The organism is Vibrio sp. 10N.286.51.B11, from assembly GCF_041469245.1.
GTDB classification, from domain to species: Bacteria; Pseudomonadota; Gammaproteobacteria; order Enterobacterales; family Vibrionaceae; genus Vibrio; species Vibrio crassostreae_C.
In genome coordinates, this window is the sequence record NZ_JBFRKI010000046.1 from 15,392 (window position 1) to 40,995 (window position 25,604).

Sequence of the window (25,604 nt, forward strand, 5' to 3'; positions counted from 1 at the left end):
TGCGTATAATGGCGGCTTTCGTTCTCAATATAACTGTGTTTTATGCTTGATAATCTTCGTATGGCCTTGAACGTATTGTTCGTGACCATTAATACTGCATTCACCGCATTGGCTGTGAGTCTGTTTGCCCTAATCAAACTTATTTTGCCAATTTCTGTCGTTCAAAAATCATGCACTCGCTTAGCTAACTTCACATTCTGGTGTTGGGCTTCTCTTAATTTATGGATGTTGAACGCCAATAACGATATCGAATGGCAAGTGGAAGGGGGGGAAGATATTTCGACCAAGCAGTGGTATTTGATGATGTCTAACCACCTAAGCTGGGCAGATATTGTGATTTTGTCTTCAATCCTAAAAGACAAAATGCCGATGACGAAGTACTTCTTGAAACATGAATTGTTGTACGTACCATTTGTTGGCTTGGCCTGCTGGGGCTTAGATATGCCATTCATGAGACGCCACTCTCGTGAGTTCCTATTACGCAACCCAGAACGCCGTAATGATGATTTTAATGCAATCAATAAAGCGTGTACTAAGTTCAAATTAGCACCGACAACATTGGTTAATTTTGTTGAAGGGACTCGTGCAAACCACGAGAAACTGGCGTCAGCAAAGACCCCTTATCGCCACTTATTGAAGCCGAAAACTGGGGGCGTGGCATTTGCTTTATCTGCAATGGGCCCAATTTTGGATGGCATCGTGGATGTGACCTTAGCTTACCCTGAAAACCAAACCTCTCCGTTTGAAGATATGCTGAAGGGCAAAATGACTAAGGTCGTTGTGCGTATTAAATTGCATCCAATGGATGAGAACGTGAACGGTAATTACTTTGAAGATAAGGCATTTAAACGTCGCTTCCACAATTGGTTGAACAGCACGTGGAAAGAGAAAGACGTCTACCTTGATACGGTTTATGGGGTTGATAAGCCTTCTGAGGTAGAGACAGTTGACGAGCCTGATGTGGCTTATAAGAAACAAGAACAGTAAGCTAAAACTGAATCGATAGCATTAATAAAGCCGATAGCTCATTGAACTATCGGCTTTTTTATTAATTTGACTTTCTTAATATTCAAACCATTAAGTTAGTACTTACTATGGCTTAACCGCCTGGTAAGCATCAATAATATGCTTTACTTGGCTAGGTTTTCCTTGCTTCTCTTGTCCTTGATGGATACGTAAGTAGTGCTGCAATGTTTTGGCTTTGTATTGCTGTGATACCTTCACTTGTTCATCACAACTTGGTGTCCAGATCTTGTCACCGACGTTTGATATCTCGCTAACGGTTTGGCTCTTTTCTGAATCACCGCGACTATTACTCACCAATAAAATCTCGTAGTAACGACGGTTCTCTTCAATCAACACTTCATCAATAAGACCAAAATGGATCGCCTTTAAATGGCTTCTCAACTCGAATTGCTGATGCACCGGACAAAGCAAGAAATCGATCGCTTTGTCTGGGTGTTGACGATGAATATCATCGACGAGCTTTTGAGTAAGATCGCCACCGACGCCCGCAATAATCACCAGGTGTTTGCCAGTATGTTTCTCAAGCGGGATAGCGGCGACATCCATACAGTAGACTTGCCATTGGCTAGTCACTTTCTGTTCTGCTATTGCACCTTGCGGAAAGTAACGCGTAAGTTTGCTTTCCAAATCGCTCATAAGAGACGGGACAATATCGACAAAGTGAAGCTGAGGTGCTTTGTTATCCGACAACAGTTGAACACCCAAGAAGCCGTGATCACAACAACAGTCCCAAATATGTTGGTAGTCATTGCTGACAAGGGAATGGAGAGTTTGCAGTCGGTTACTTAGCTTCATAAGGCTCGTGTCGTTAGAAAAGGGGTATTGTCGTGTTGAACGCGCATTGTAATGACTTTCCATAAAAACAAAAGCACCTAGGGTATGAATCCTAGGTGCTTTGTAGTGGCTACAGAAATGTAAGTATAGGTTTACGATGCTTTGGCAACGGCTCTGATATGGCCTTCCACTCGGTTCTTACCAAGTTGTTGCGCGATAAGTTTCGCTTGTTCCGCCAGCGCTAAAGCTGAGTCTGTTTCACCCTCTATTTGCGAGTATCCCACGCTAACCCCTAGCGATAAGGTGATATCTGGAGTGACGATGGTTTTCTCCGCGATTGCGACTCTGCACTGGTCTAGCTGGAATTTGGCATCTTTCACATCATTGGCTTTGAATAATACTGCGAACTCCTTTCCTCCAACACGAGCCAAGCAAAGTCCCTTTGGCTTGGGGAAGTAACTGCGTATCGATTCTGCTGTCAGCTTGATCATCTTGTCACCCACAGCTTCACCATAAGCTCGGTTCACGTGGTCAAAATTATCGATATCGAGTAGAGCGATATAGGTTTCAGGCTGGTTGGCGTAGTTTTCCAGTGCAATATTAAAGCTACTTTTGTTGTCTAATTGCGTCATCAAGTCCTTGCTACTCAACTGGTGCTGAAGCAGTAAGTTGGACAGTGAGACTTCCGTGTAATCTCTGATCATACGTAGAATACTCTGGCTGATCGGTAAGTTTGCGTTTACGTACAACACTGCGATCAACTGCTGACGAGAGTGCAAAGGAATACAGTAATGACGTTGGTGTATTTTGAGTTTACACGCCAGTGGATCGGCGTACTTACCACTTCGGTAAGCCATAGTGTCCGGTGTAAATCGCTCTGCAAGGGCTTTGTCACAATGTACCGTGGATTTGTTTCCGTGATAGTCGATGGTACTGAATGCGTGGTTCTCAAGCTGATAGAGACAGAATTGAATGCCTTTTTGGTAGGTGAAACTATCCAGTATGGATTTTAACTCTCGCTTAAAGCTTACAAGGTCATCGACTTTATTCAGTTGCGACAAGGACACGTTCAAACGATAAGCCAGATAGTTGGCACCAATCCACAATAGCAGGAGTGAGCCCAGTACTAAGCCCGTCAACGTAAATTGATGTGAGCTGGTTAAGATGTCATGGCGGTCAGTGCCCGCAATGAACACCCAATTTAAGCTGTTGTCTGCGTCAAATACCGATATTTTGAAGTTATCTTGATAGTAATATTCGTTCTTACCAACGGTTTCACCTTGTGAGAGTTGGTGGCTGATCCCTGCATGGAAGCTGATGGATTTAGAACCGATACGCTGTGGATCCGGGTGGAATACCAGTCGCTCTGTTGCTCTGTCTACAACAAATACATAGCCATTATTAAGCGTTTTTAAATCTCTTAAACCTTGCGTGGTATGCATTAAATCAAACTCAATCCATATTTCTTCGTTGAGCTTTTCTGCAGTGTGTTTAACGGCGAAAACCCATCGTCCATCGGCTTTTTGGTAAACGGAAGAGATGTAAAAATCTTCTACAACACCGTCTATTGAATGCCATTGTATTGTGGCGATTTGTTCATTGGAAAGAGGAAGGCCACGAGTGGAGACATAATGTTGGGAGTTAGGTTGGTATCGAACGATATCGGAGAAATTTGGTGTTCTTCTTAGAATATTATCACTCAATTCTCTGAATTTTTTATCACCGATTGGAGCCGTTTTAGGCAAGCCTAGACTGGTTTCTAAAAAATAGAGTTTGCCGAATGTGGCTTCGATGTTGGAACGAATGGTAGAGCTTGCGATACGAATGTTTGATGATGATTGTTCTGTTGCTGCTGTTTCTACTTTTTCAAGCTGAGTCATAGCAAGATAGAGCATCCCTCCAGTTAATAAAATAATGTATGGTTTAAAAAGCCGAATTAATGTTTTAGGTAAAGCCATGATATCCAAAGACGTTATAGATTCATTTTTATAGTACGGCAATACTAAACAGTTTCATTAACCACATCAATGCAAATGATTCCATATGGATGAATGATTTTTGTGATATTCAGCTAACAAAAAAGCCAGCTGTAAATATAACTGGCTTCTATGGTTTTCGGTGTTTTATTAAGCTGACTAAGCTTTTGCTTTAATCAAATCAGCCTGATCTGGCGAATAGTGCAAAATTGCCATCGAAGTTGGCGACAACAACATTTCACCTTCTGCATGACCGGGTTTAACGTTTCGCGAGTTGGTATCACAGATGGTTACCCAGTTTTGTTCACGGTCATTCGGTAACGAGAAACGTGCTGGCGCATTGGTTTGGTTGATAAGATAAATTAACTCGTCGCCATCTTTACCAATACCTAAATGCAAAGCGACTGAGCTTAAGCGGTTCCAGTCGTCATGCTCCATAAGTGTGCCATCGACACGGCTCCAGAAGATGCGGTTAGAGTTACGCTTTTCGCCACTGAATGCCTTAATAAACGGCACCATGTATTGCTGACGAGCAGAGATCATTTCAGATAACCAAGTCTTGAAGTAAGTCTTGCGCTCTGAATCTTCCCAGTTAAGCCAGCTGGTCACGCCATCTTGGCAATAAGCGTTGTTGTTACCTTTTTGAGTATGAGATAACACATCGGCTGTCAAAATATGAGGAATACCAAACGCAAACAGCAGACTCGCCATGAAGTTGCGCTTCTGCTTTTCACGTGTTGCGATAACTAACAGGTTTTCGGTTTCACCTTCAACACCGTAGTTTTCAGAACGGTTGTCGCCGTGTCCATCGCGGTTGTTCTCACCATTCTCTTCGTTGTGCTTATGCTTGTAAGACACAAGATCCTGCATGGTGAAGCCATCATGGTAAGTGATGTAGTTGACGGTTAATTTGTAAGGCCAGTGCGCTGCACTGTAGATATCACGAGAGCCCATTAGGCGTGTAGCAAACTCTTTTAGGTACCCCTGATCACCGCGCCAGAAGCTACGTGTGATGTCTCTCAGCTTGTCATTGCATTCATTCCAACCAAGCGGGAAATTACCCACTTGATAACCATTAGGACCAATATCCCACGGCTCTGCGATTAACTTAGTTTCTTTAAGTACAGGGTCTTGAGCTACGGCTTTAAAGAAAGCAGCCTCAGGGTTGTAGTTGTCACCTTCGCGCCCCAGTGTCGCTGCCAAGTCAAAACGGAAGCCGTCGACTTGGAATTCGCTTACCCAGTAACGAAGCGTATCCATTACTAAGTTGAGTGCTGGCTGGTGGGTAAGGTCGACGGTGTTTCCACAGCCAGTGAAGTTCGCGTAATGGCAGCCATGTTTAATGTAGTAGCGGCTATCGAGTGCTTTTAGGTTGAAGGTGGTTCCGCCTTCCCCACCTTCTGCTGTGTGGTTGTACACCACGTCTAGAATGACTTCGATGCCATTGCGGTGCAGTTCGCGAATCGCAGTCTTTAACTCGTTTACGGCATCTTTCTCTGCGTAGCGAGGGTCAGGCACCATAAACAAGTATGGGTTGTAACCCCAATAGTTCACTTTACCCATGTCTAATAGGTGTGGTTCATGCATGCATGCGGCAATGGGCAAAAGCTGTAGAGAGTTGATATTTTGCTGTTTGTAGAACGCAAGCATTTCAGGGCTCACTAACCCTAAGTAGCGTCCTTTAGTATTGGCAGCCACTTCTGGGTGCAGTTGAGATAGACCTTTTACATGCGTTTCAAAAAGAACGGTATCTTCGCGGCTAATGCGTGGCTTTTCTACATCTTGCCAATCGAAGGTGTCATCAACAACGACACATTTCGCCATAGCAAAGCTTTTTTCATTGGTATATGGCGTGACGTAATCGAGCGGTTCGCTTATTGCTTTGGCATACGGGTCTGAAAGCAGGATAGGGCCATTGTCCGTTTCGGCAATGAAGCCGTATTTTTGCCCCGCTTTAATACCATCAATAAAGACATATCTGATATCAGCGTATTCATTTTCCAATTTATAAGTGGTGAATTCGTCGTTCTCGTCAAAAAGAGCGAGTGAAAGAGATTTACAGTCAGGAGAATAAATAGAGAAGTTGCAGCCAGTGTTACCTAGCGTTGCGCCTAGCGGATAAGGGCGAGCGAGCGTTCTAGTCATTGCTTGATTTCTTGTTCGTTTATCGACATCAGTGAACTATAAGTAAAAAGCTTTGTCACAGTAAGGTCAAGCAACTTCACAGATTAATTACGGTAAAAAAAATAATTCATCGATGAAGTTCAAATTATATATTTGAGCTAGATCTCACTTATGTTGAATAATTAGATCTGTGTGCTGTCTACTCCTCCTATATTAAGTGATCTACCTCTTTAAAACACCATTCTGTATATTTTCTACTCCCCTCTAGTCCCCCTTAATTTAGTTGGGGGTGGAGGAAGTCAAACTTGTCATCCCCTCTTAATATTGACCCCGTTGAAACGAATCAGGGGAAACCCTAAACCTCTCTATCTTACGACTACCATTACTGCCTTTGGTTGCCGCAAGAGAGCAAAAATATAAAAACCTAAAATAAATCGTCCTTAATGGAGTTAAGAATGAAAAAAGTAAGTTTGATTGCTGTTGCAGTGGCAACTACATTAGCTGCTGGCTCTGCGTTCGCTGTAGATTTTAATGGCTACATGCGTGCTGGTACTGGTATTAGCGGTAACGGTAACGGCGACGTATCAGTAAATAAAAACGGTATTGGTCGTCTAGGTAACGAAAATGACAACTACTACGAGTTTGGTCTAGCTGAAGAACTAAAAACTGGCGAGCAAACGTGGCGCGTAGAATCTATGATTGCTCAAGGCAACAACGGTTCTAATGGTTGGGAAGACGGTGATTTCAACGTTGCACAATTTGCTGTTAAAGCTAAAGGCGTGATCGCTTCAGACAAAGAAGCAACGCTTTGGGCTGGTAAAACATACTACCAACGTAAAGATATCCACATCACTGACTTTTACTTCCTAAACACGTCAGGTACCGGTGGTGGTATTGAAAACTTATCTATTGGTGACCAGAAGCTTTCTGTTGCGCTGATTCAAGACGGTGACCACGACGAGTCTACAGGTTACATTTTTGATGCTCGTCTAGCGAACATTGGCCTATGGCAAGATGCATCTCTAGAGCTAGCATTAGCGTACAACTTTGCAACTGACTCTGATGATAAGAGTGAAGAAGCGGATGATGGCCTACTAGCTTCTGCGATCATTCACCAAGGTATGGATAACGGTTTCCACCAAACTATCCTTCAATACGGTACTAACGGTTACGGTGTTCAGGCGGCTAACTTCTGGGGTTCAGGTACATACTACGCTCGTGGTACTGAAGCATTCAACGATGCATCTGGTTTCCGTTTGATCAACTGGGGTGTAATGAACCTAGGCGAATCTTGGGAAATGGGTCACCAACTAGCATACCTATCTGGTAGCGACATCGGTGGTCAAGCTGCAGGCGTTTACACAAACAAAAACTTTGATATCGACCAGTACTCTGTAGTTGCTCGTCCAATGTTCAAGTGGAACGACACTATGCGTACTATCTTCGAAGCAGGTTACAATGCTGGTGAGAAAATTTCAGACAGCGGTTTAGCTAAAGAAGATTTCGGTAACGCTAAGTTCACAGTAGCTCAAGCTTGGGCTATGGGTGACAGCTTCTGGGCTCGTCCTGAAATTCGTGTTTACGGTTCTTACATCCTAGATACTGAAAACAAAGATGCATTCAACGGCGACGATACTGAGTACGTGTTCGGTATCCAAGCTGAAGCTTGGTGGTAAACACTTAGCTTAACAAATCCTAAACTGTCCTAATTCATAGCCGGCTCGCGTCGGCTATTTTTTTAAGGAATGTACGATTAAGTTGATCGTTCCCTAGGTGAATAGTTCTCTTTGTGGTAATTAAAGTTAGTAAATTTCTTAAAAAAATAACAAGAAGGAAGGGTTATGTATTTTAAAGCTCTAATGTTGAGTGGTTGTGTTGCGTTGGCCGGTTGTCAATCTGCACAAGTAGTCGAGCAAGTGCAAGTGGCACAGGCTGAACAAGTTAACTCTATTGCTGGTCTTCAATTTGCCCCGATGAAGCTTCCAAGCTCGGCAATTTTCGATGTAACACCAGACAGTCAAATTTTAAACTATCAGGGTATAAACAGCCCTGTAGTAGCGATCGAGCTACCAGCGGATCGCGGTGAATACTCTATTAAGATCACCAGCATGATCGGTGATACAGCATTTGTGCCGAATGCCGTGATTTACGATAAAAACGGTCGCGAGTTAGAGCGTTATGGCAAAGAGAGCTTCGAATACGCGAAGCCTAGGTTGCATTTGGGCAACCGTCTTGTTGCAGAAAATGATTTTTACCCACCGACAACTGCTGAATCTGTTTACTTAGTTATCTATACAGAGCAAGAAGATCTTGGTGGTTTTACTGATGTCATTCACCCTGCACGTTTAGATGCGGAAGGCCGCGGTAACTACCTGCCAGAAGTAGAAGACATCCCCGTTCCAAACGCGAATGTCGGTAAGATTGAAGTGACTATTGATAGAGTGGGCTTCTTCTCATTTGGCTCTAGCAGTGAATCTAACGCTAAACCAGCGGCAGCAGCTAAGGTTGAGACTATTCAACCAGAAACACAAACTTACTATCATAATGCCATTCAAGCAGCAGTAGACGCAGACAATATTCCCAAAGCACTTAGCTTATTAGATGAAGCAAAAGCCCTTGGTATTGAAGGTGCACAAGAAGCCTTTGTGCGAGCCGTCAACGCCAAGTAATATAGATAAAGGGTTCCTTTAAAAGTGCAATGCTTGTAAGTTAAGCATCGGTTAGCATCTTCTAAGGAACCCTATCGAATACCGCTTTAATGTATATGCTTTTTATTTGCAATGTTCAGCAACTTTCTCGCCTAAAGGGACTTCTGTATTTTCGCATTTTGATACGTGACCAGTAGTCGTTTCCCCTGCTTTATCCGTTTCCATATATTGATCAACATTACCGTTGCTTTCAAGTGTTTGCAGTGCCTGTTTGTGCGCGGCATTTTCAGCTTGTATTTGTTGCGTTGTTGCAGTGCTAGGAGTATGTGCCAGGGCGCGAGCAGCGTCGGTAGATTCTACAAGATCAGTGGTATTAGCCAAAGCCATCCCGCCCATCAATGCTGTAGTCACGATGCCCATTTGGATGGTTTTGATGATATGTTTACGGTTCATGGAAGTTTTCCTAATCAAAATTTAACGACACCGCAAACAACTGCGGTGTTTTGCTGTTGATAGAATATTACATCGAGAATTGAATGTATTTTAATCGTAATTGTAGGGCGTAACCCTTCAAAAAAGGCTGCCAGGATTAATTCTGTTCACTTAAGGGAGAGCGGCATTCCTACTATGATATATCGTTAAGATTTGGTTTTAACGGTTCTAAGGAATATCCTTTCCCTTTAGTTCTAAGTTTTCAGCCATGTAATCGAATGTAGGGGCTATAAAGTATGGTTGGAAATGCCCCGAATTTTAATGGGCGATGCAGTTGTTTATTATTTGCTTAAATCTGCTGGGTTCAATAGTTGTAAAAAAGGGAGACTGGCGTCTCCCAAAGGCTAGCTTTCGCTGGTTTTTATTATCTGTTACTTCGCTTCGATACTTTAAGCTTTACTGCTTAGTGACCGAAACAACTGGACCATCTACATTGTCATCCAGCTCGTGAATCGCATTCAGAGTGAATGTATAGCTACCAGCTTCTGTTACGCTTAGTTGGCAGTTACCATCAGTACCTAGGTCGATTGATCCATCAGCAAGTTCAAGAGAGTCGCAACCTAAATTAGGAGTTGCCCAATCTGCATCGGCAAACTTGAAGTTATTTTCGCCCACTTCCAAATAACCAGTTACAGAGTACACCCCATTAGCAACAAAGCTCATCGCCCAATCATCAACAGGGTTCCAACCATTCATATCACCACGCACGTACACGGTTGTTTGACCGTACGGAGGAATGCTCGATACATCCTTGCCTGAGTTATCAACCGGCAAACCAGCACCTTGTGCATCGCCTTGAGCTTGTACAAATACAGCGGTGGTTAGTGCAGGGACTGTGAAGGTTTCAGCGGCGAAGCTTGCACCTTTTACAATGTCATCTTCAGAGCTCTGTTGAACGGTGTGAAGTGTAAAGCCGGTTGCTCCCGTGATTTTGAACGATTGAGATTCATTCGTTGAGTTTACAACTGCGACAATCGCATCATTGGCAGGGTCAAGGTCTTCGCCCGCAGACACGCCATCATCGATCGACATGACAATCAGGCCTTCGACTTGATCTTCGCCAACGTTACGGAAGTCGACACGCTTCATAACTTCGTCAGCTGTATCTAAGCGGAACAGTTCGCTTGAGCTACGGATCTTTAATAGCTCTAGGAATTGCTGCTTAGTTAACTCAATGTCGTCTGCGTCTGGTTTAGCCGCGCTGTCAGCAATGATAGTTTTGATCAGATCCCAGTTGGCACCATCTTTGTCTTCACGTGGTAAGCCAACATTCCAGTTGTTGTTAGTACCATCAAACATTACGCGGTTGTACCAGTCACCAGAATCGTAAGAGTCGCGCTGCATAGACTTTGAACGTAGCAGTTCAGACCCCATATGGATGAATGGTATGCCTTGGCCTAACATCACGGTAGAGAGTGATACAGACTGCATGCGAGCACGCTCTGCAGAGCTAGTACCAGTGGCGATTTTGTAAGCGTTGTTATCCCATAGTGTTTGGTTGTCGTGTTTTGATACGTAAGAGATGTTCTCTGAAGGCATCTTGGTGTAACCAGCTGGCGCGCCGTTGTAATCAACATTTTTACCCAATTTGGTATCGCCTTTGTAATCAATCAGTACGTATTCTGCGAGGTTACCTGCCATCCCCAAACGAACAAGGTCTTGGTTATGTAAACGACCATTGATCGAATCTTGATCAACTTTGGTTTCTTCATTGGCAATCGCTGCGTTACCAAAGCCTTGGTTAAAGCGAAGTGGGTGGTTGCCTGCTGAATCGACGCCACCGTCGAACGGACTACCACCACGAACGGCGTCACGCAAACGGTCTGAGAATGTACCGATCTCAGTACCTGCCATATTGATTTGGTTTGCTTGATCGAAGCGGGCGTTGTTGGCGACTTCACCAAAGTCCCAGCCTTCCCCGTAGAACAGAGTATTCGGGTCGATTTTGCGCACTTCTTCCAATGCTTCGACCATTACATCTTTTGGCTGGTGGCCCATCAAGTCAAAACGGAAACCATCCACTTTGTAGTCGTCAGCCCACACCTTAAGTGAGTCGACCATCAATTTACCCATCATCAGGTTTTCGGTCGCAGTGTTGTCACAACAAGTCGAGTTTTCTACGCCACCAGTGTTGACGTTAAGACGGTGGTAGTACCCAGGGACAATCTTATCCAGTACCGACTTATCGTTCACACCAGACGCATTGGTGTGGTTGTATACCACGTCCATGATCAGCTTAAGATCCATGTCGTGCGTAGCTTTGACCATCTGACGGAATTCGAGAATACGTTGAGAACCATTAGGATCGGTCGCGTAACTTCCCTCAGGAACTGTGTAATGGAATGGGTCGTAGCCCCAGTTGAAGCTATCAAGCATACGAAGGTCATTCATTAATGCTTGTGCGTCACCCGTTGAAGGGTCATAACCATCGAGTACGTCTTCGATGACTTTGTTTTCGTCTTCGCTTCCACATAAGGTAGCTGTCGGTTTTACATCACACAGTTTTCCTACGGTGTCGGTGATATCAACACGGCTCGCGGCATCTTCATCGACGGTAGCGATATCAAATGCTGGTAAGATATGCAGCGTAGTTAAACCTGCTTCTTGGAGAGCTTGTAGGTGTTTGACCGACTCACGATCGGCTTCTGTAAGAGCGAGGTACTTGCCATTTAGGCTAGCTGTGCCGAGCTTATCGCTGAAGCTAAAGTCACGTAGGTGTGATTCGTAAAGTACGTGGTCTTCGTCTTTTTCTACGGTTGGTCGTTGGTAGTTGTCCCAGTTCGCTGGTTTCAAGGTTGAATCATTTAGGTCAATCACTTGAGAGTATGCCGAATTCTTCGATAAGCTGAGAGAATATGGGTCTGTCACTAGGCGAGTCTCAATGTTGCCTGTGGTTGGGTGGTAAACCTTCACTTGGTAGCGATAGTAACTGTTGACAGCGTTAGGTACCGCGTCAGTCGCCCAAATACCCGTCTCAGTGTTTTCTGTCATTGGAAAAACTTGTGAGCTTTTCAGGTCTTCGCTGTAAAGAACTAGCTCTACATCTTGCGCGGTTGGTGCCCAAAGCTTGAAGGTCGCCGCACTGCCTTCAACAATCGCGCCGAGTTCTTCAGCCATTGCATTACCAGCATCTTCGCTAGCAAATACCGCATCAAGCACACCAGGTTTTTGAACCTCAGTTGAAGAGATAACATCGCCATTGGCATTGTAGGCAACAAAAATTATCTGAGATTTTAAAATAGTGCGAAGTGTGCTGTCGTCAACATCGATAGCTAGGGCAGGTAAGCTTGCAAGGTGTCGGAAACGCTCTTTCAATTCAGAAGATAGTTCTCCGTCTTTGCTTAGTTCAATTGCAGTTCCACCGACAATCTCTTTGTCATCGTTCATTGTGATGCTGTTGTCTAGTGCATAGAAAAGCTTCACAGAGTCTGCATTGCTAGCCGCTTCCCAACCAATTGTGGTTGCATCTAGCCAGTGTGCTTTTTGACCATCAATATTGACTGGTCGCTCTGAAATAGGGTCGTAGTACAACTCGCTGCTGCCATGGAAACCAAATACGCCTTGTGAATCGCCAAGCTTAGTTAACTCGACTTTAGAATTGGCACTGCCAAATGCTTTCTCATCACCATTGTGCAAGATGAAGTTCATGCATTTGTGTGGGTCAGAGGCATCTGGGTCAACTTTCAACACATAATAGGCACCGTAAGTATCGCTGATACCATCATATTCGTAAGGGCTGTTCCAGTCGGTTCCGGTTTCACTTAATCCCATGCCGACTAAATCTGTGCTGGTACAGCCTTCACCATTCCAAAGGTGCAGCCCCCAACCGTCGTAAGTTGAGCCAGATGAGCTGGCAGCGGCAACATCGCGTTTGTAGTAAATAACGACTTCGTTTTCAGCTGCAGGGTATAAACCACTGTTGCCAGGGGCTGTACCGTTGTCGCTATCATTATCACTACCACAACCCGCGATCAAAGTAGCGGTGAAGAGCGGTAACATTGCTTTGGCCAATGTAGAGCGTTTGAAGCTCTTCTTTTTGGTATTGTTGAAGGTATTTCGTAGAGAGATAATTTTATTAATATTTATGTTGTTCACGTTTTGATATCCATATTTCACTTTTTATGAAGATGAATATCCTAGCTTTAACCAAGGTCAACTATTTGTGATGGCAATGTATAAAGTTATTTTAAATTCGTAAATATAGGAAACCTAGTGTCAATATCACGCTTTGTATTTGGTTATTGTTAAATTAATTGGATCAATGACTCATTTGCATAATATCAATAATGTAAGGCGTAGAGGCTAGGCGTAGTTAATAAGGATGAGAGCTCATCCTTATTATTGTGAGTAATATATCGAATTGAGAGAGTGTTAATTTAATGTGGAAATTAAGTTATTTATCAATTAGCTAAAAGCGAGCTGTTCGGTAATTTATATTGATAGGTATATCATCCATTTAAGGATAACACCCAAGCCAAAGACGCCAGCGGTTTCAATTCAATATTAAAACTGCCAACACTGTTCTCAATGTCGAGCACTTGTTGCGCTATGCCTTCAATATATTCATTGAGTATGTAACGACCATCAACTAATTTGAGTTTTTGGATTACATCACTTGGAATCTTTAAGTGAATATTTTCAGTGGTATGTTGGCTGAAATTAGCTGCAACAATGGTTAGCTCTTGGTGGTCAGAGCGCAGAAATGCGTAGACTGAATCACTTAAGTTACAGCACTGGTGTAAGTCTTGGTAATCACCTGTTATCGATGAGTGCTCTAGCGAAAAGTTCATTACCTTTTGATAGAAGTGACGCAGCTGCTTTTCGTTTTCGTCTAATAGCCCGCCATCGAATGCGCCGTGGTTCATCCACTTTTGGTGTTGTGGGACTCCGATGTAGTCAAATATGGAAGTTCGTGAGGGCTGTCCAAAGCCTGCATTCTCCGCGCCCGGTTCGCCGACTTCTTGCCCAAAGTAGATCATGGTTGGAGAGCTGCTCAATAGAGCGCTGACTAGCATTGCAGGCTTCGCTATATTTGGGTCACCTACAAATTCAGGAGACGCGATGCGTTGTTCATCATGGTTATCCAAGAAGTGCAGCATGTGATGTTCAATATCCATCATTTGATGTTGGATTTTGGGGATGATAGCCGTGGAAGTATTGCCTAGCATGATGTCTTTTAGACCGTCGTACAGATCTACTTTGTCATAGAGGTAGTCCATTTTGCCTAAGTGGATATAGTCGCGATATAAGTCCGGTTGGTACACCTCAGCCATTAAAAAGGCATCTTGGTTTTTCATCTTTATAGATGAATTAAGGTAGCTCCAAAATTCGACTGGAACCATCTCAGCCATATCGTAGCGAAACCCATCAACACCTTTATTCAACCAAAACAAGGCGATATCTCGGAATTTAGCCCAAGAGTTAGGCACATAAACAGATTCCCAGAAACGGAAATGATCCATGTAATTGCGTTGAGCATAGTCACTCGGTAGTTCAGGGAAGTCTTTTGAACCGTCTGGTCGCATGCCATAATTGATTTTCACCGTTTCATACCAATCATCGAAACTAGGCTTGGCTAAACGTGAGCCGTTACCTGTCCATTTGGCGGGCGTCTCTATAAACGGGGAGTTTAGGTTGGGATGCTGTTCACCACCTAGCGGCGTAAAGGCGGGCTCTATGTCTGGCAATTCAAAGGTGCTGTTGGGAATGTAGTAGAAGTTATTGTCTTTGTGGTATTCCAGCGTTGTGTCATCTTGAGCGCCGAAGTCACTGACACCTTCTGGGTTGTTTAAGCCTTTATAATGACGCGCAACGTGATTCGGTACGATATCGATAATCACTTTTAAACCATTGTCGTGACTTCTTTTGATGAGTGCCTCGAACTCTTCCAAACGGCGATCAGGATTCTCAGCGAGGTCTGGATTGACTGAGTAGTAATCTTTTACCGCATAAGGTGATCCTGCACGGCCTTTTACCACGCTCGGGTGATCGTCTGAAATCCCGATGTGTTTGTAATCATTGATGATGGCGTGATGTGGCACTCCGGTATACCAAATATGAGTCATACCGAGTTTGCGGATTTCAGACAGCGCTTTGTCGGTAAAATCACTGAACTTACCGACGCCATTTTGCTCGATTGTGCCCCATGGAACATGTTGGGTGTTTTTATTGCCAAATAAACGCGTAAAAACTTGGTAGATGGCGTACTTTTGGTTGTACATATTTATAATTCCTTTAACTTCCATCATGTTATGTAGGGATGAAAGGGCTTGTTTATTCTTTGCAGGCTAACCGAATTACAATATGCCTTGCTCATCCTTATCAAAATCTACAGGGCGTAATTGCTACAGTATGTGAGCTGTTGCTCAAAAGGAGTCATGTTGTCTTCATCTATTCAAATCGTTATCACCTATTTGGTTCTGGTGGCGGTGTCTGTGTTGTTTGCGGAAAGTTCTAAAGCGCTGTTGGTGTGGTATTTGGTTATCGGTTTCGTGACGTTTTTTGTGTACGCGAAGGACAAGCGAGCAGCGATCAATGGCAATTGGCGTGTGCCAGAGAAAACTCTGCATATTTTTTCTGTTGCTGGTGGCTGGCTAGGGGCGTTGATTGCTCAAGATAAGCTGCGTCATAAAACGCAGAAGCAGCCGTTCAGAGCCATATATTGGGTGACAGTGGCAGTGAATGTTGCGGCGTTTGCGTGGACGTTAACCCCGAGCGGGCAGGCGACGTTTGGACGTTGGCTTAGCGAGGTTATTGGATACTTGTAATGAAATTGATGGCTAGTAATCACTTACTAACCATCATAGGAAAGCTATTTTGTTATAACATCGGAATCGTTGAGGCTAACAGCAAGCCTGCCATACCGTAGTTGAAGCTTTTGATACGGACTGGTGTTGTTAACCAGTGTTGCAGTTGTTTACCTGCCGCTGTCCAGAATGTCACGGATGGTAAGTTGGCGAGCGTGAAGATACCTGCGATGATCGCAAGCTCCCACCATGAACTGCCGCTGCTATAGACTGAAATTGCCGTCAGCGCCATCGACCAACCTTTCGGGTTCACCCACTGAAAACTTGCCGCGCCGATGAAGGTCATTGGCTTATAAGCCTCGGTGCTTTTGGCTTTGCCGCTCAATGCTATCTTAATTGCAAGGTACACGAGGTAAGCAAGGCTTAGGTATTTCAAGATTTGGTGAGTAACCGGATAAGCGTTGAAAATGCCCATTAAACCGAAGCCAACTAGCAGCAACATGGCTGCAAACCCTAGAGCAATGCCAAGCATGTGCGGAATAGTACGGGCAAAGCCAACATTTGCTCCTGATGTCATGAGCATGATGTTATTTGGACCTGGTGTGAAGGTCGAGACGAACGCAAACAAGGCAAGTGCGCTAAGTTGCTCTAAAGGCATTATGGTTCTCCAGCAAAAAATGAACGAAGTGACTGACCGGTCATGACTTTCACGTGTTGAGAAACATAGTAGGTGGAAAGTGAGGCAATTATGTGCTTTTATTTCCTCTATTATCACTAAATGCACAATAATAAGTACTTATGGATAGATTTGACGAAAGGATATTGCAAGAGCTTAAATTGGACGGCAGAATCTCCAATATTGAGCTTTCTGAACGAATTGGTTTGTCGGCTTCAGCGACCTTAAGGCGAGTACAAGATCTCGAGCGTAAAGGGATCATTCAAGGTTACCGTGCAGTTCTGGATAATGGCCTGATGGGCGTTGGCTTTATTGCTTACGTTTCGATTGGTTTATCGAGCCACAGCAAAGCGGCTCAACTAGAGTTTGAACAGCATGTCAGTATGGAAAAAGAGGTGGTGGAGTGCCACAACATTACCGGTGCCAACGAGTACTTGCTAAGGGTAGAAACCAAAGATCTACCGGGCTATAAGAAGTTTCATGCCGATGTGCTTGGGGAATGTGCTCAGGTGCAATCTATTACGACTATGGTTGTGATGGATACCCCTAAAGACGAACGCTAGTCGAGTTTTATTTCAGGAGAGGCGCAGTGCCAAATACCAATCAGTTGTTATTGTTCTTAGATGTGGTTCAACAAGGGTCGTTTACCAAAGCGGCAACCTTGCACGATATGGACAACTCATCACTCTCTAAACAGATCAAAAAGCTCGAGCAAGATTTAGGTGTTCAGCTGCTTAACCGCTCTACACGCTCGTTTTCGTTGACGTCGGCCGGGGAAGATATTCTCGCACAAACCTATGTGCTGAAAGACACTATCAATCAGATCCAAGGAATTGCAGATTCATACCAGTCTGAACCCAAAGGTGTGCTACGAATTACTTCACCGATCTATTTTGGGCAGCAATATTTGCAACCTATCATCACTCAGTTCATGAGAAAGTACCCAGATGTTCAGATCGTACTCTCACTAGACGATAAGATCGCCAACATCATTGCCGGGCAGTTTGATATCGCGTTTCGCTTCAGTAAGCTTGTTGAATCGAATTTGATTGCGAAGAAGATTGCCGACAGTAACTTCATGTTGGTCGCATCGAACGATTTTGTGAAGGAGCACGGAGAGCCGAAGACGCCACAAGATCTACTCGCGCTACCCGCGGTGATTTATACCAATGGCGATATGACAGTCGATCACTTGCGTATCAGTGAAGAGCCGCATGGTAATACCTTTCAAAGCCTGACGATTCGTGGCAACTATAAGGTGAGTGATGTTCGCACTATGGTCTCTTGCGTAAAAGATGGCTTAGGCTATGGCTTCCTTGACCAATCAAACCTGTATGCCTCAATGAAAGATCTGGGCTTGGTTACGTTGCTTCCAGATTACCCGATTTCAACGATTGATACTGCAATCTACGCTGTGTATCCGCACCGTAAACAGACCAAGCTGGTCAAAGAGTTTATTACTACAGTTCAAGATTATATTGGCTCTCCGACCATTTGGGAGAAGATGCAGCAAGGTTAGTTGTGTTTCTAATAGTTCAAACTAAAAAGGAGCCAGATCGTCACACGATCTGGCTCCTTTTTAATTGTTCCGGCTATCACTGATTTACAATGTAAAGCTTAGCTATAGCTGGCGTGAACGGCTCATATTCACTAATACCTATTAATGCTCATGAATCACTTCTTTACCACTCGGATAAGCTTTGGTACCTAGTACATGACCATCAACTTCTTTGCCATAGTAACCTTGGTGATTGTGGTAGCGCTTAGCATTGCTAGCAACATCACCCTTGTATCGAGGATCTTGTGGGCGTTCATGACTATTCACAAATGCAGCAACATCCCATGCATCTTGAATCGAAAGTTGCTGGCTCTTTCCAAGCGGCATGTTTTCATAGATGAAATAGGCAGCGGTGTTCACCCGGTGCATACCCGCGCCCCAGTTATACGCGTTTTCGCCCCACAATGGTGGAAAGTATGAACGTCCGTCAGCCCCTTTAATACCTTCACCATTTTGACCATGACAGGTTTGGCAGCTGGTTTGGTAAACCTTTTCACCACGAGCGATTGAGGGTTCTTGTTCAGGGTTTGCAATCTTAGGGTAGCCACGACCGGCAAGTTTACTGCGGCCATCGATTGGGTATTTGCTTAACAGCTCTTCTGGAAGAGGGAAGCTTTCCGCTTTACCACCGACTTGTAAGTCGGCATCGCTAATCTCAGGAACGGGTGTATCTTGCATGCCGTTCTTGTCTAAGATGCCGCCCATCGCCAGCCAGTATGAATACGCCGTCAGTGCGACCATCTCTTTTGAACCCTCAGCCGGTGGCAGACCATTCATTGAGTAGGTGAAGCAACCTTGGATACGTTCTGCGTAGCTGTTTACCTTGTCATTCTTAGCACGATACGCAGGGTAGGCCATGTACGCACCCCAAAGAGGGGCAGCGTTAGGCTTCATGCCCGCTTGCATGTGGCAGTTGACACAGTTTTGTTCATTGCCGACGAACGTACCACGCATCTGTTGTGAATCGACAAACAGGGAATAGCCCAGTTTTACTTTGTCACCAAATTCCCCATCAGGAATATCTACCAAGTCGCGTGGCACCAGATATTTATTATCTTGTGGTTTTTCAACGGCGGGCAGTTCGGTTTGGCGATCGGGCAACTCACCTTCGGCATAAGCGATTCCAGAGGCAAGGGTTGCGGTAATTAGAAGTAATGTTTTCATGCGAGCCCTTTAGTATCGGAAAGATGCGAAATAGTAAGAGAGGTTTTTGATCTCATCGTCGGTCAACTTGCCGGCGATATTGCCCATCATGTTTAAATCATCACCCTTACGAGTGCCGTTTTTCCAAGCATTGAGCTGAGTCTGAATGTAGTCGGCATGCTGGCTTGCTAGGCGCGGGAATTTGTCTACGCCCATACCGCTTGGCCCATGACAGGTTGCACAGGCTGGAATGTTTCTATCCCAATCGCCTTGGAATACAAGTTTACGATAGGGGTTATCGATATCAGCCTGTGAGCCGCGCTGCTCTAAATCGGTAAATTCGTATGAAGGTAGTGATGCAAAGTATTCTGCGACCTCACGACGAACTGCGGGATCAGATACACCGTCAGCCATTCCCTTCATGATCGCGCTTTGACGCTCACCACTTGAGAACAGAACCAGTTGATGTTCTAGATAGTCAGCATTGAGCCCTGCAAGCATAGGGGCAATGTTGGGCATGCCTTTACCGTCGGCTTGATGGCAGCCGCTACAAGTTTCTGCGGCTTCTGGCATTGGATTAGGTGCTGCTTGTGCAAAAGCGGATAAAGAAAGGCTTCCTAGAGCAGCGATGCAAAGCGTTAGAGTTTGAGTTTTAATTGTCAGCTTAGTCATGAGGCGTCGCTATTGGTTGTAATGCATGCATTTTCGACATAATTGGTTGTTCGCGCTATTGTGGATTTCCACATTAATTCACTTGGAACTTGAGGTGAGTCTCACATTAATAACCTCAATCACCATAATGGTATTGATGTGAACTTCTATAGGTTGATCCAACTGCCGTTTATGAAATGCAAGGGAACTGCCATGTTCGCCTCGGTATAACTGCTTGTTAAGGCTCTTTTATGGCACCGATTGTATAAGCATAGCTGCTTTATGGATGCGGGCTAAAAAAGTTGTGGTGAAATGAAGATTACCTAATGGCTTTGGGTTGATTACTCTATCTAGAGCGGATGCTTTATGTAGATTGGGTACTTTATGTAGATTGGATGTTTTATCCAAATAGGGTGCTTTTCTAGATCAAGGGGACGAAAAAACAGGGTAACCTCGAATGACGAAGTTGCCCTGTTGTGTTCTCATCTGCAAATCAGATAAGGAAGAGTTTTGATCAGTGATTAAGTTATAGCTTGCTGAGTTTAAGCTAGACCTTGTAGATCTTAGCCGGAAGCGCTTGTCTGGCTGCTGCTCCTACAACCCAATCTAACATGACGCCTTTGCCTTCTCTCGTCGGGTCGATCAAGCCTATATCATTAATGTTAACGCCATCGTTCGACTTCATCTTCACCGGTTGTTGTGTATTACCGATCCAGTGCGCACGCTCACCGAGTTCTTTATGACCAAAGCCGTGTTCAAAGCCTAATGTGCCCGGTTTGATGCCATCAATCACCATCGCCAACGCATGTGTGGTTGAGCTCGGTGTTTCAATAGCAAACACGTCACCGGTTTTGATACCCACAGAAGAGGCGTCTTGCGGGTGGATGTAAACAGGGTTTACTCCTTTAATCGATTCCAAGCGTGGTGACAAATTAGAGACCGCACTGTGAATGTTGGATTTAAAGTTGGTTAGGGTGAACGGCCACTCTTTTGCTGGGAACTGCTCTGCTAGTGGCGTTCCGTCCGCGAGTTTTTGTGGATACCATGTAGGGCAACCCATGTATTGCTCGCCACTGATGGTGTTGCGAGAAGTACCGAGCTTTTCATTCCAGATAGCCAATGGTTTGGTCCATTTGTACTTCATGGTTTCATTGGTATACGCATTGGTTGCGTCTTCAAAACGGCCGCCACGCGCAAAGATATACGCTACTTTGAGCATCTCTTCAGGCTTGAGCGTTTTGTTCATCACAGGGACTAGGCGTTCTAGACCAGACCAAACAATATCTTCCGCATCGACATTCGGCACGCCACCTTTTACGAACGCTAAGTTAGCAGCCGAGCGCAGGTAGAAGTCTTCAGCGCTATGAATACCGTGCCAGTTACCTTGATTGTCTTTGATTACGTTGTCGCCGAAGCCACCTAGGCCAAGCGTTTTCGCTAGATCAATAAAGAAGTTCTCTAGGTTGATGGCACGTCCGTCTTGAGTGCGGGAAGTTTTAGGCTCAACAATCGGCCAACGAGCGGTGATCGCTTTGGTCGCGACACCATGCCAAGGTGTTGCCATGCCCCAGCTCTCGTAGGTCACTGTGTCTGGCACTAGGTAATCGGAGAGTGCTGTTGTTTCATTGATGAACGCATCGATAGAGACGATCAAACCCAGCTGTTTGGGATTCTTAAGTTTCTCGCCTAATAGATTGTCTAACCCCGGAACGCCATAAAGTGGATTCGCCATGTGGTTGATCCACGCTTTCGCGCGGTAAGGGTAGCCATCAATCGCCGCTGATAAATGCTCGGTTAACAGCGGTGCAGAGATTGGGTACCAAGGCGCGCGTGTTGGGTAAGGTGATTCACCTGCCGCAACGCGACGTTTGTATTCGCTGGTCTTGTGATATGGGAATTTGCTGCGAGATAAGAACACGCCCTGTGGCTTGGTCTTGCCTTTAAACTTTGTAAAGTCGTAACGAGGACCTGCAACCGAAGTCGGGTAGCCACCCGCTTTCGCCATCGCACCGCCTTTCGCGTTGATGTTACCGATCAGCGCGTTCAGCATCAGAATAGAGAACGAGTTGTAGAAGCCGTTGGTGTGCATGTTGCCACCGTGAGTATCCACGACTGCTTTCGTCCCGTAACTGGTAAAGCGTTTCGCTAGCGCAATAATTTGGTCCTGCGGGATCTCACACTGCTCACTGTAGTATGCAAGGTCATATTTGAAGGCTTCTTCCTTCAATCTTTGTAGAGAAGACTTAACACGAACAGTCTGACCATCAACTTCTACGTCTTGATCGACGAACAGAGCCGCTTCATTCACCTGAAGATGTGATGCTAATAGTGACGTTGTCACATCAAGTGCAATAAATCCGTCATCGTCAGACATCGGTTCGCCTGTTTCTAGCAACCCTATATCCGATGCACGAAGCATACGCCCATTTTGTGGGTGCGACTCGTCACTGATCACAAGGTGAGATGCATTACACCAGTGTGTGGTGCCTGCTTTTTGCATCGCTTGTGCGCTTGGGCGAGACAAGAAGTCGTGATTGTATCGTTGGTTTTCGATGATCCATTGGATCATGCCAAGAACTAATGCTGAATCGGTGCCCGGTTTGATCGGTAGCCAGTTATTGCGATCGCCCGCCGCAAGGCTTGACGATCCTGCCGGAAGGCTTGGTGTCACTATGGTGTAGCTGAGTTTTCCGTTGGTACGAGCCTCAGCCAATTGTCTTGCTTGACGCTTGAACGGGTTACCCGCTTGAGCCGGAGACATACCGATGAAAAGAATGAACTCTGCGTTGTTGAAATCTGGTTTTAAGTGCGAGAACTTGTCTAGATCGTTCATGATCGCACCTGAACCCGCACGGAACGCGTAACCACAGTAAGAGCCGTGGTGACCAAAGTTGCGTGTGCCGTAGCTGTTAAATGCAAAGCGCTTCAAGATGTCGTCACGGCCTTCATTACCGGCATTGGTCACAAGCAGTTGGTTGGCTTTTGGTCCGTATTCAGGGTTGTTTGGATCGAGTGGTGTTTCGATGTCACGAATCGATCGTAAGCCCTCAACTTTACCTTCACCGAATAAGTCACCACCCTCGGTGATCTCAGAGATAAGTTGTTCGTAGCTGATCGGCTCCCACTTGCCTTCACCTCGTTTACCAACACGTTTTAACGGTTGAGTGATTCGGTATGGGCTGTTTTGAATCTCCAACATGCCGTTACCACGGGCACAGGCTGTCGAGCGGTTATTGATGCCTGACTCACCAGACAAGCCAATGTAGGCGTCTTTTACCGGTGTTTTGAACGGGATCTGCTGATCACTTGATAGTGGGTGATACGGATTACCTGAGATACGCAAGATCTCGTCATTGCGATTATCGATACGTACACGCAAGCCACACAGTGTCCAGCAACCAAAACACATTGATGGTGCAACGCGTTGGTTTGGATTCGGCGAGATCTTACCTTGCTCATCGACACTGTATTCCGTCTCTAGCGAATTACCGTGATGGATGTGGTTGGTTTTCTTACCCGCGGTGCCATCGATAGCACCGTGAACCATGTGTTTTGTGGTTGTCGCATAACCTGCAGCAAAAGCTCCAACACCACCGGCAGCAAGGCCTGTTTTCAAAAATTGACGACGTTTGTTATCCATGATGATTCCTCAGACTACAAGCTATGTGAGCGGTTAAGTGGTGAAGGTGTATTTTGGTTTGGCTTCGATGTTGTCTTTGGTGCAGAACCAGTAGACACGATCTCAGAGGCGAACAACGCAAGTGCTAACCAAAGACCACACATACCAACAATGCCGAGTAATCCTGCGCTACCCATCGGCAGTTCATAAGGGAATGGGCCAACATCGAAACGTGGAATGGTTTGAACTTCCATCATGGTGACCCAACGTACCGCCCATGCAGAAACTATGGTCGCAAGCGCAACACAGATAATTCCTAGCTTACTTTGCGATAGGCGTTGCAGTGGTAGAACCAAGATCATGCACAGCAAAATGCTGGTGGTCATGATGCCTAAATTGATGCCCCAAGCGTCATTCTCATACAGGCTGAAGTGACCATGGTTAGATGCCCAAATCGACGTGAAAATGATGGCAAGGCCACCCGTTAAGGTAATGGTTCTTTGTATCAGAGCTAGGTCTGTTGGTTTTAAGCTTGGCTTGCTTGAAGGCAGAAGAGCCCAAATCAACAGCGTTAAACCCGTTGCAGCAAAGAATGCGGTCGTGAACCAAAGTAGTGGAGAAGCCGGTTGATGCCAAAGCGGTCGGCTCGCCAAAATCGCAATCTCTGCGCCTGTATAAAGCGCGATGCTTAGGCCCGAAATAGCCGTCACAGCAGCGAGTGCAATCATCAGCTTTGATGATATTTGCCATTTACCTAGCGTCAGCCAAGACAAACGTTTTAGAAATGGGTTTTCACTTTGTTTAAGCTGTGCGATGTCGTCACGCAGGTAAACCCAAGCCGTCGTGACAGCCAGACCAGAAAATAAAGGTAGAAACAAAGAGCCCAATGACATCCATGACCAAGGTGTGATGTGAGCATAGAAGTGCCACGCACGTCCGGGTTGATGCAAGTCACCAGTAAGTGCTAATGGCCCAACAATCGCGCCGATGGCCATCACAAGCACAAGGGCAGAACGAAATTGGTGGCTGGTTGAGTTCTTGAATATCAGTGCAATCAAAAACAGAATAGCGGCCGCGTAAGCCGAACCAATGTAGAAGAAATATTGAACCGCCCACGGTAGCCAAGCGATCTCTTGAGCGGGAACTAACACCTCAGTGATATTCATGCTGTCTCTCCTTGTTTGCCTTGTGTCGCGATTGCCAATTCTTGTTTGCTAGAGGATGAGTTATCGATGGCGGCTGGATCATAAATCGCAGGTTGGCCTTCAATGTGACTAACGAATCGCTCGTTCATGCCGATATAGAAAACATGGGGGTTGGTATTCTGCTCTGGCTTAAGCACCTTGATGTCGTCTTGGTTTTCATTGAGCAGACGGTTGATCTCGCTGTTTGGATCTTTAAGGTCGCCAATGACACGCGCGCCACCGACACAGGTTTCTACACAAGCAGGCAGTAAGCCGTCTTCAAGGCGGTGTGCACAGAAGGTGCATTTGTCTGCGGTAAGGGTGTCGTTATTAATGAAACGAGCATCGTAAGGACAAGCTTGAACACAGTAAGCACAGGCTACGCAGCGTTCGTTGTCGACCATGACAATACCGTCTTCGCGTTGGAAGGTCGCTTGAACTGGACAAACCTTGATGCAGGGAGCGTTGTCACAGTGATTACAGAGACGAGGTAACATGAAAGATTTCACGTCTTGTTGAGCAGTCGAACCATCATCAAGGGAGACTTCATACTGTTTTACGGTGGTTCTGAATTGGCCAATTGGTGCTTGGTTTTCAACGCTGCAGCCAACAGTGCATGCCTGACAGCCAACGCACTTACGCAAATCAATCGCCATGGCGTAGCGTTTACCTACTTCGCCCTTGCGGTCAGGCTGGTTGTTATTGCGAATGGCTGTGCTGGCGACTGCGGTGTTGATTCCGGCAATGGGAATGAGCGCAACGCCGGCGGAAACTTTACCGAATTGGCTGAGAAACCGTCTTTTCAATGAGTCCATAGAGGTACCTATAAATGGGTATTCGATCTGTTAGGCTCATTGTCAGTTTTTGACCGTTCACGGGGTATTGTGGATTTCCACATACCCAGATCAAAGTTGATCTAGAACAAATGTGGTTTTACCAATCTAGCTGTTATGCTTTGTTTTAGAGGCTTATTTAAGGTTCATCGCG

The 25,604-nt window shown here is 45.3% G+C and carries 18 protein-coding genes; 6 read left to right on the top strand and 12 right to left on the bottom strand.

The window, feature by feature from the left end; all coding sequences use genetic code 11:
* Window positions 1-42 precede the first annotated feature (42 nt).
* The gene (locus tag AB4154_RS20895) at window positions 43-987 is read left to right on the top strand and encodes an acyltransferase (protein WP_017063993.1); all 945 of its coding nucleotides are present in this window, start codon (window positions 43-45) and stop codon (window positions 985-987) included.
* Between the two features lie 105 nt (window positions 988-1,092).
* Here AB4154_RS20895 and AB4154_RS20900 read toward each other — a convergent pair whose 3' ends face one another.
* The 3 genes from AB4154_RS20900 to glgX form a co-directional block, all read right to left on the bottom strand.
* Window positions 1,093-1,821: a tRNA (adenine(22)-N(1))-methyltransferase TrmK gene (locus AB4154_RS20900; RefSeq protein ID WP_017069730.1), complete on the bottom strand. Its 729-nt coding sequence runs from the start codon at window positions 1,819-1,821 to the stop codon at window positions 1,093-1,095.
* 131 nt (window positions 1,822-1,952) lie between these two features.
* Window positions 1,953-3,695 (bottom strand): diguanylate cyclase domain-containing protein, encoded by a 1,743-nt coding sequence (locus AB4154_RS20905; RefSeq protein ID WP_372124028.1) that lies wholly within the window; start codon window positions 3,693-3,695, stop codon window positions 1,953-1,955.
* Window positions 3,696-3,935: 240 nt separating this feature from the next.
* Entirely contained in the window at window positions 3,936-5,921 is a 1,986-nt protein-coding gene (gene glgX / locus AB4154_RS20910; RefSeq protein ID WP_104216189.1) for a glycogen debranching protein GlgX, read from the bottom strand.
* Between the two features lie 434 nt (window positions 5,922-6,355).
* Here glgX and lamB point away from each other — a divergent pair, with 434 nt between their 5' ends.
* Complete coding sequence (gene lamB / locus AB4154_RS20915; RefSeq protein ID WP_017058853.1) at window positions 6,356-7,576, top strand: maltoporin LamB; 1,221 nt, start codon at window positions 6,356-6,358, stop codon at window positions 7,574-7,576.
* A 165-nt stretch (window positions 7,577-7,741) separates the two neighbouring features.
* Window positions 7,742-8,569, top strand: coding sequence for a MalM family protein (locus AB4154_RS20920; protein ID WP_017058852.1), 828 nt, complete (start codon window positions 7,742-7,744; stop codon window positions 8,567-8,569).
* A gap of 102 nt (window positions 8,570-8,671) precedes the next feature.
* Here the strand turns inward: AB4154_RS20920 and AB4154_RS20925 are convergent, their stop codons facing one another.
* The 3 genes from AB4154_RS20925 to AB4154_RS20935 form a co-directional block, all read right to left on the bottom strand.
* Window positions 8,672-9,001, bottom strand: coding sequence for a hypothetical protein (locus AB4154_RS20925; protein WP_017058851.1), 330 nt, complete (start codon window positions 8,999-9,001; stop codon window positions 8,672-8,674).
* A gap of 435 nt (window positions 9,002-9,436) precedes the next feature.
* Complete coding sequence (gene pulA, locus AB4154_RS20930) at window positions 9,437-13,135, bottom strand: pullulanase-type alpha-1,6-glucosidase (RefSeq protein ID WP_372124030.1); 3,699 nt, start codon at window positions 13,133-13,135, stop codon at window positions 9,437-9,439.
* 353 nt (window positions 13,136-13,488) lie between these two features.
* The gene (locus AB4154_RS20935; protein ID WP_372124032.1) at window positions 13,489-15,261 is read right to left on the bottom strand and encodes an alpha-amylase family glycosyl hydrolase; all 1,773 of its coding nucleotides are present in this window, start codon (window positions 15,259-15,261) and stop codon (window positions 13,489-13,491) included.
* A 156-nt stretch (window positions 15,262-15,417) separates the two neighbouring features.
* Here AB4154_RS20935 and AB4154_RS20940 point away from each other — a divergent pair, with 156 nt between their 5' ends.
* The gene (locus tag AB4154_RS20940) at window positions 15,418-15,807 is read left to right on the top strand and encodes a DUF1294 domain-containing protein (protein WP_017058848.1); all 390 of its coding nucleotides are present in this window, start codon (window positions 15,418-15,420) and stop codon (window positions 15,805-15,807) included.
* Window positions 15,808-15,859: 52 nt separating this feature from the next.
* Here AB4154_RS20940 and AB4154_RS20945 read toward each other — a convergent pair whose 3' ends face one another.
* On the bottom strand, window positions 15,860-16,444 hold the full coding sequence (locus tag AB4154_RS20945) for a LysE family translocator (RefSeq protein ID WP_017058847.1): 585 nt from the start codon (window positions 16,442-16,444) through the stop codon (window positions 15,860-15,862).
* A 140-nt stretch (window positions 16,445-16,584) separates the two neighbouring features.
* Between AB4154_RS20945 and AB4154_RS20950 the strand changes: the two genes are divergently transcribed.
* Together AB4154_RS20950 and AB4154_RS20955 are read left to right on the top strand one after the other, a co-directional pair.
* A complete protein-coding gene (locus tag AB4154_RS20950) occupies window positions 16,585-17,025 on the top strand; it encodes an Lrp/AsnC family transcriptional regulator (RefSeq protein ID WP_009845852.1) in 441 nt (146 codons plus the stop codon).
* Window positions 17,026-17,051: 26 nt separating this feature from the next.
* On the top strand, window positions 17,052-17,981 hold the full coding sequence (locus tag AB4154_RS20955) for a LysR family transcriptional regulator (protein WP_017058846.1): 930 nt from the start codon (window positions 17,052-17,054) through the stop codon (window positions 17,979-17,981).
* Between the two features lie 141 nt (window positions 17,982-18,122).
* Here the strand turns inward: AB4154_RS20955 and AB4154_RS20960 are convergent, their stop codons facing one another.
* The 5 genes from AB4154_RS20960 to dsrO all read right to left on the bottom strand — a co-directional run bounded on the left by AB4154_RS20960 (window position 18,123) and on the right by dsrO (window position 25,432).
* Window positions 18,123-19,184 carry a c-type cytochrome gene (locus AB4154_RS20960; RefSeq protein WP_372124035.1) on the bottom strand — a complete coding sequence of 354 codons (1,062 nt, stop codon included), beginning with the start codon at window positions 19,182-19,184 and terminating at the stop codon, window positions 18,123-18,125.
* A gap of 9 nt (window positions 19,185-19,193) precedes the next feature.
* Window positions 19,194-19,835 (bottom strand): c-type cytochrome, encoded by a 642-nt coding sequence (locus AB4154_RS20965; RefSeq protein ID WP_017064226.1) that lies wholly within the window; start codon window positions 19,833-19,835, stop codon window positions 19,194-19,196.
* A 526-nt stretch (window positions 19,836-20,361) separates the two neighbouring features.
* Window positions 20,362-23,454: a tetrathionate reductase subunit A gene (locus AB4154_RS20970; protein WP_372124037.1), complete on the bottom strand. Its 3,093-nt coding sequence runs from the start codon at window positions 23,452-23,454 to the stop codon at window positions 20,362-20,364.
* A 14-nt stretch (window positions 23,455-23,468) separates the two neighbouring features.
* On the bottom strand, window positions 23,469-24,599 hold the full coding sequence (gene nrfD, locus AB4154_RS20975) for an NrfD/PsrC family molybdoenzyme membrane anchor subunit (RefSeq protein WP_372124038.1): 1,131 nt from the start codon (window positions 24,597-24,599) through the stop codon (window positions 23,469-23,471).
* Entirely contained in the window at window positions 24,596-25,432 is an 837-nt protein-coding gene (gene dsrO, locus AB4154_RS20980; RefSeq protein WP_372124040.1) for a sulfate reduction electron transfer complex DsrMKJOP subunit DsrO, read from the bottom strand. The genes nrfD and dsrO overlap by 4 nt, the downstream gene beginning before the upstream one ends.
* Between the last annotated feature and the right edge of the window lie 172 nt (window positions 25,433-25,604).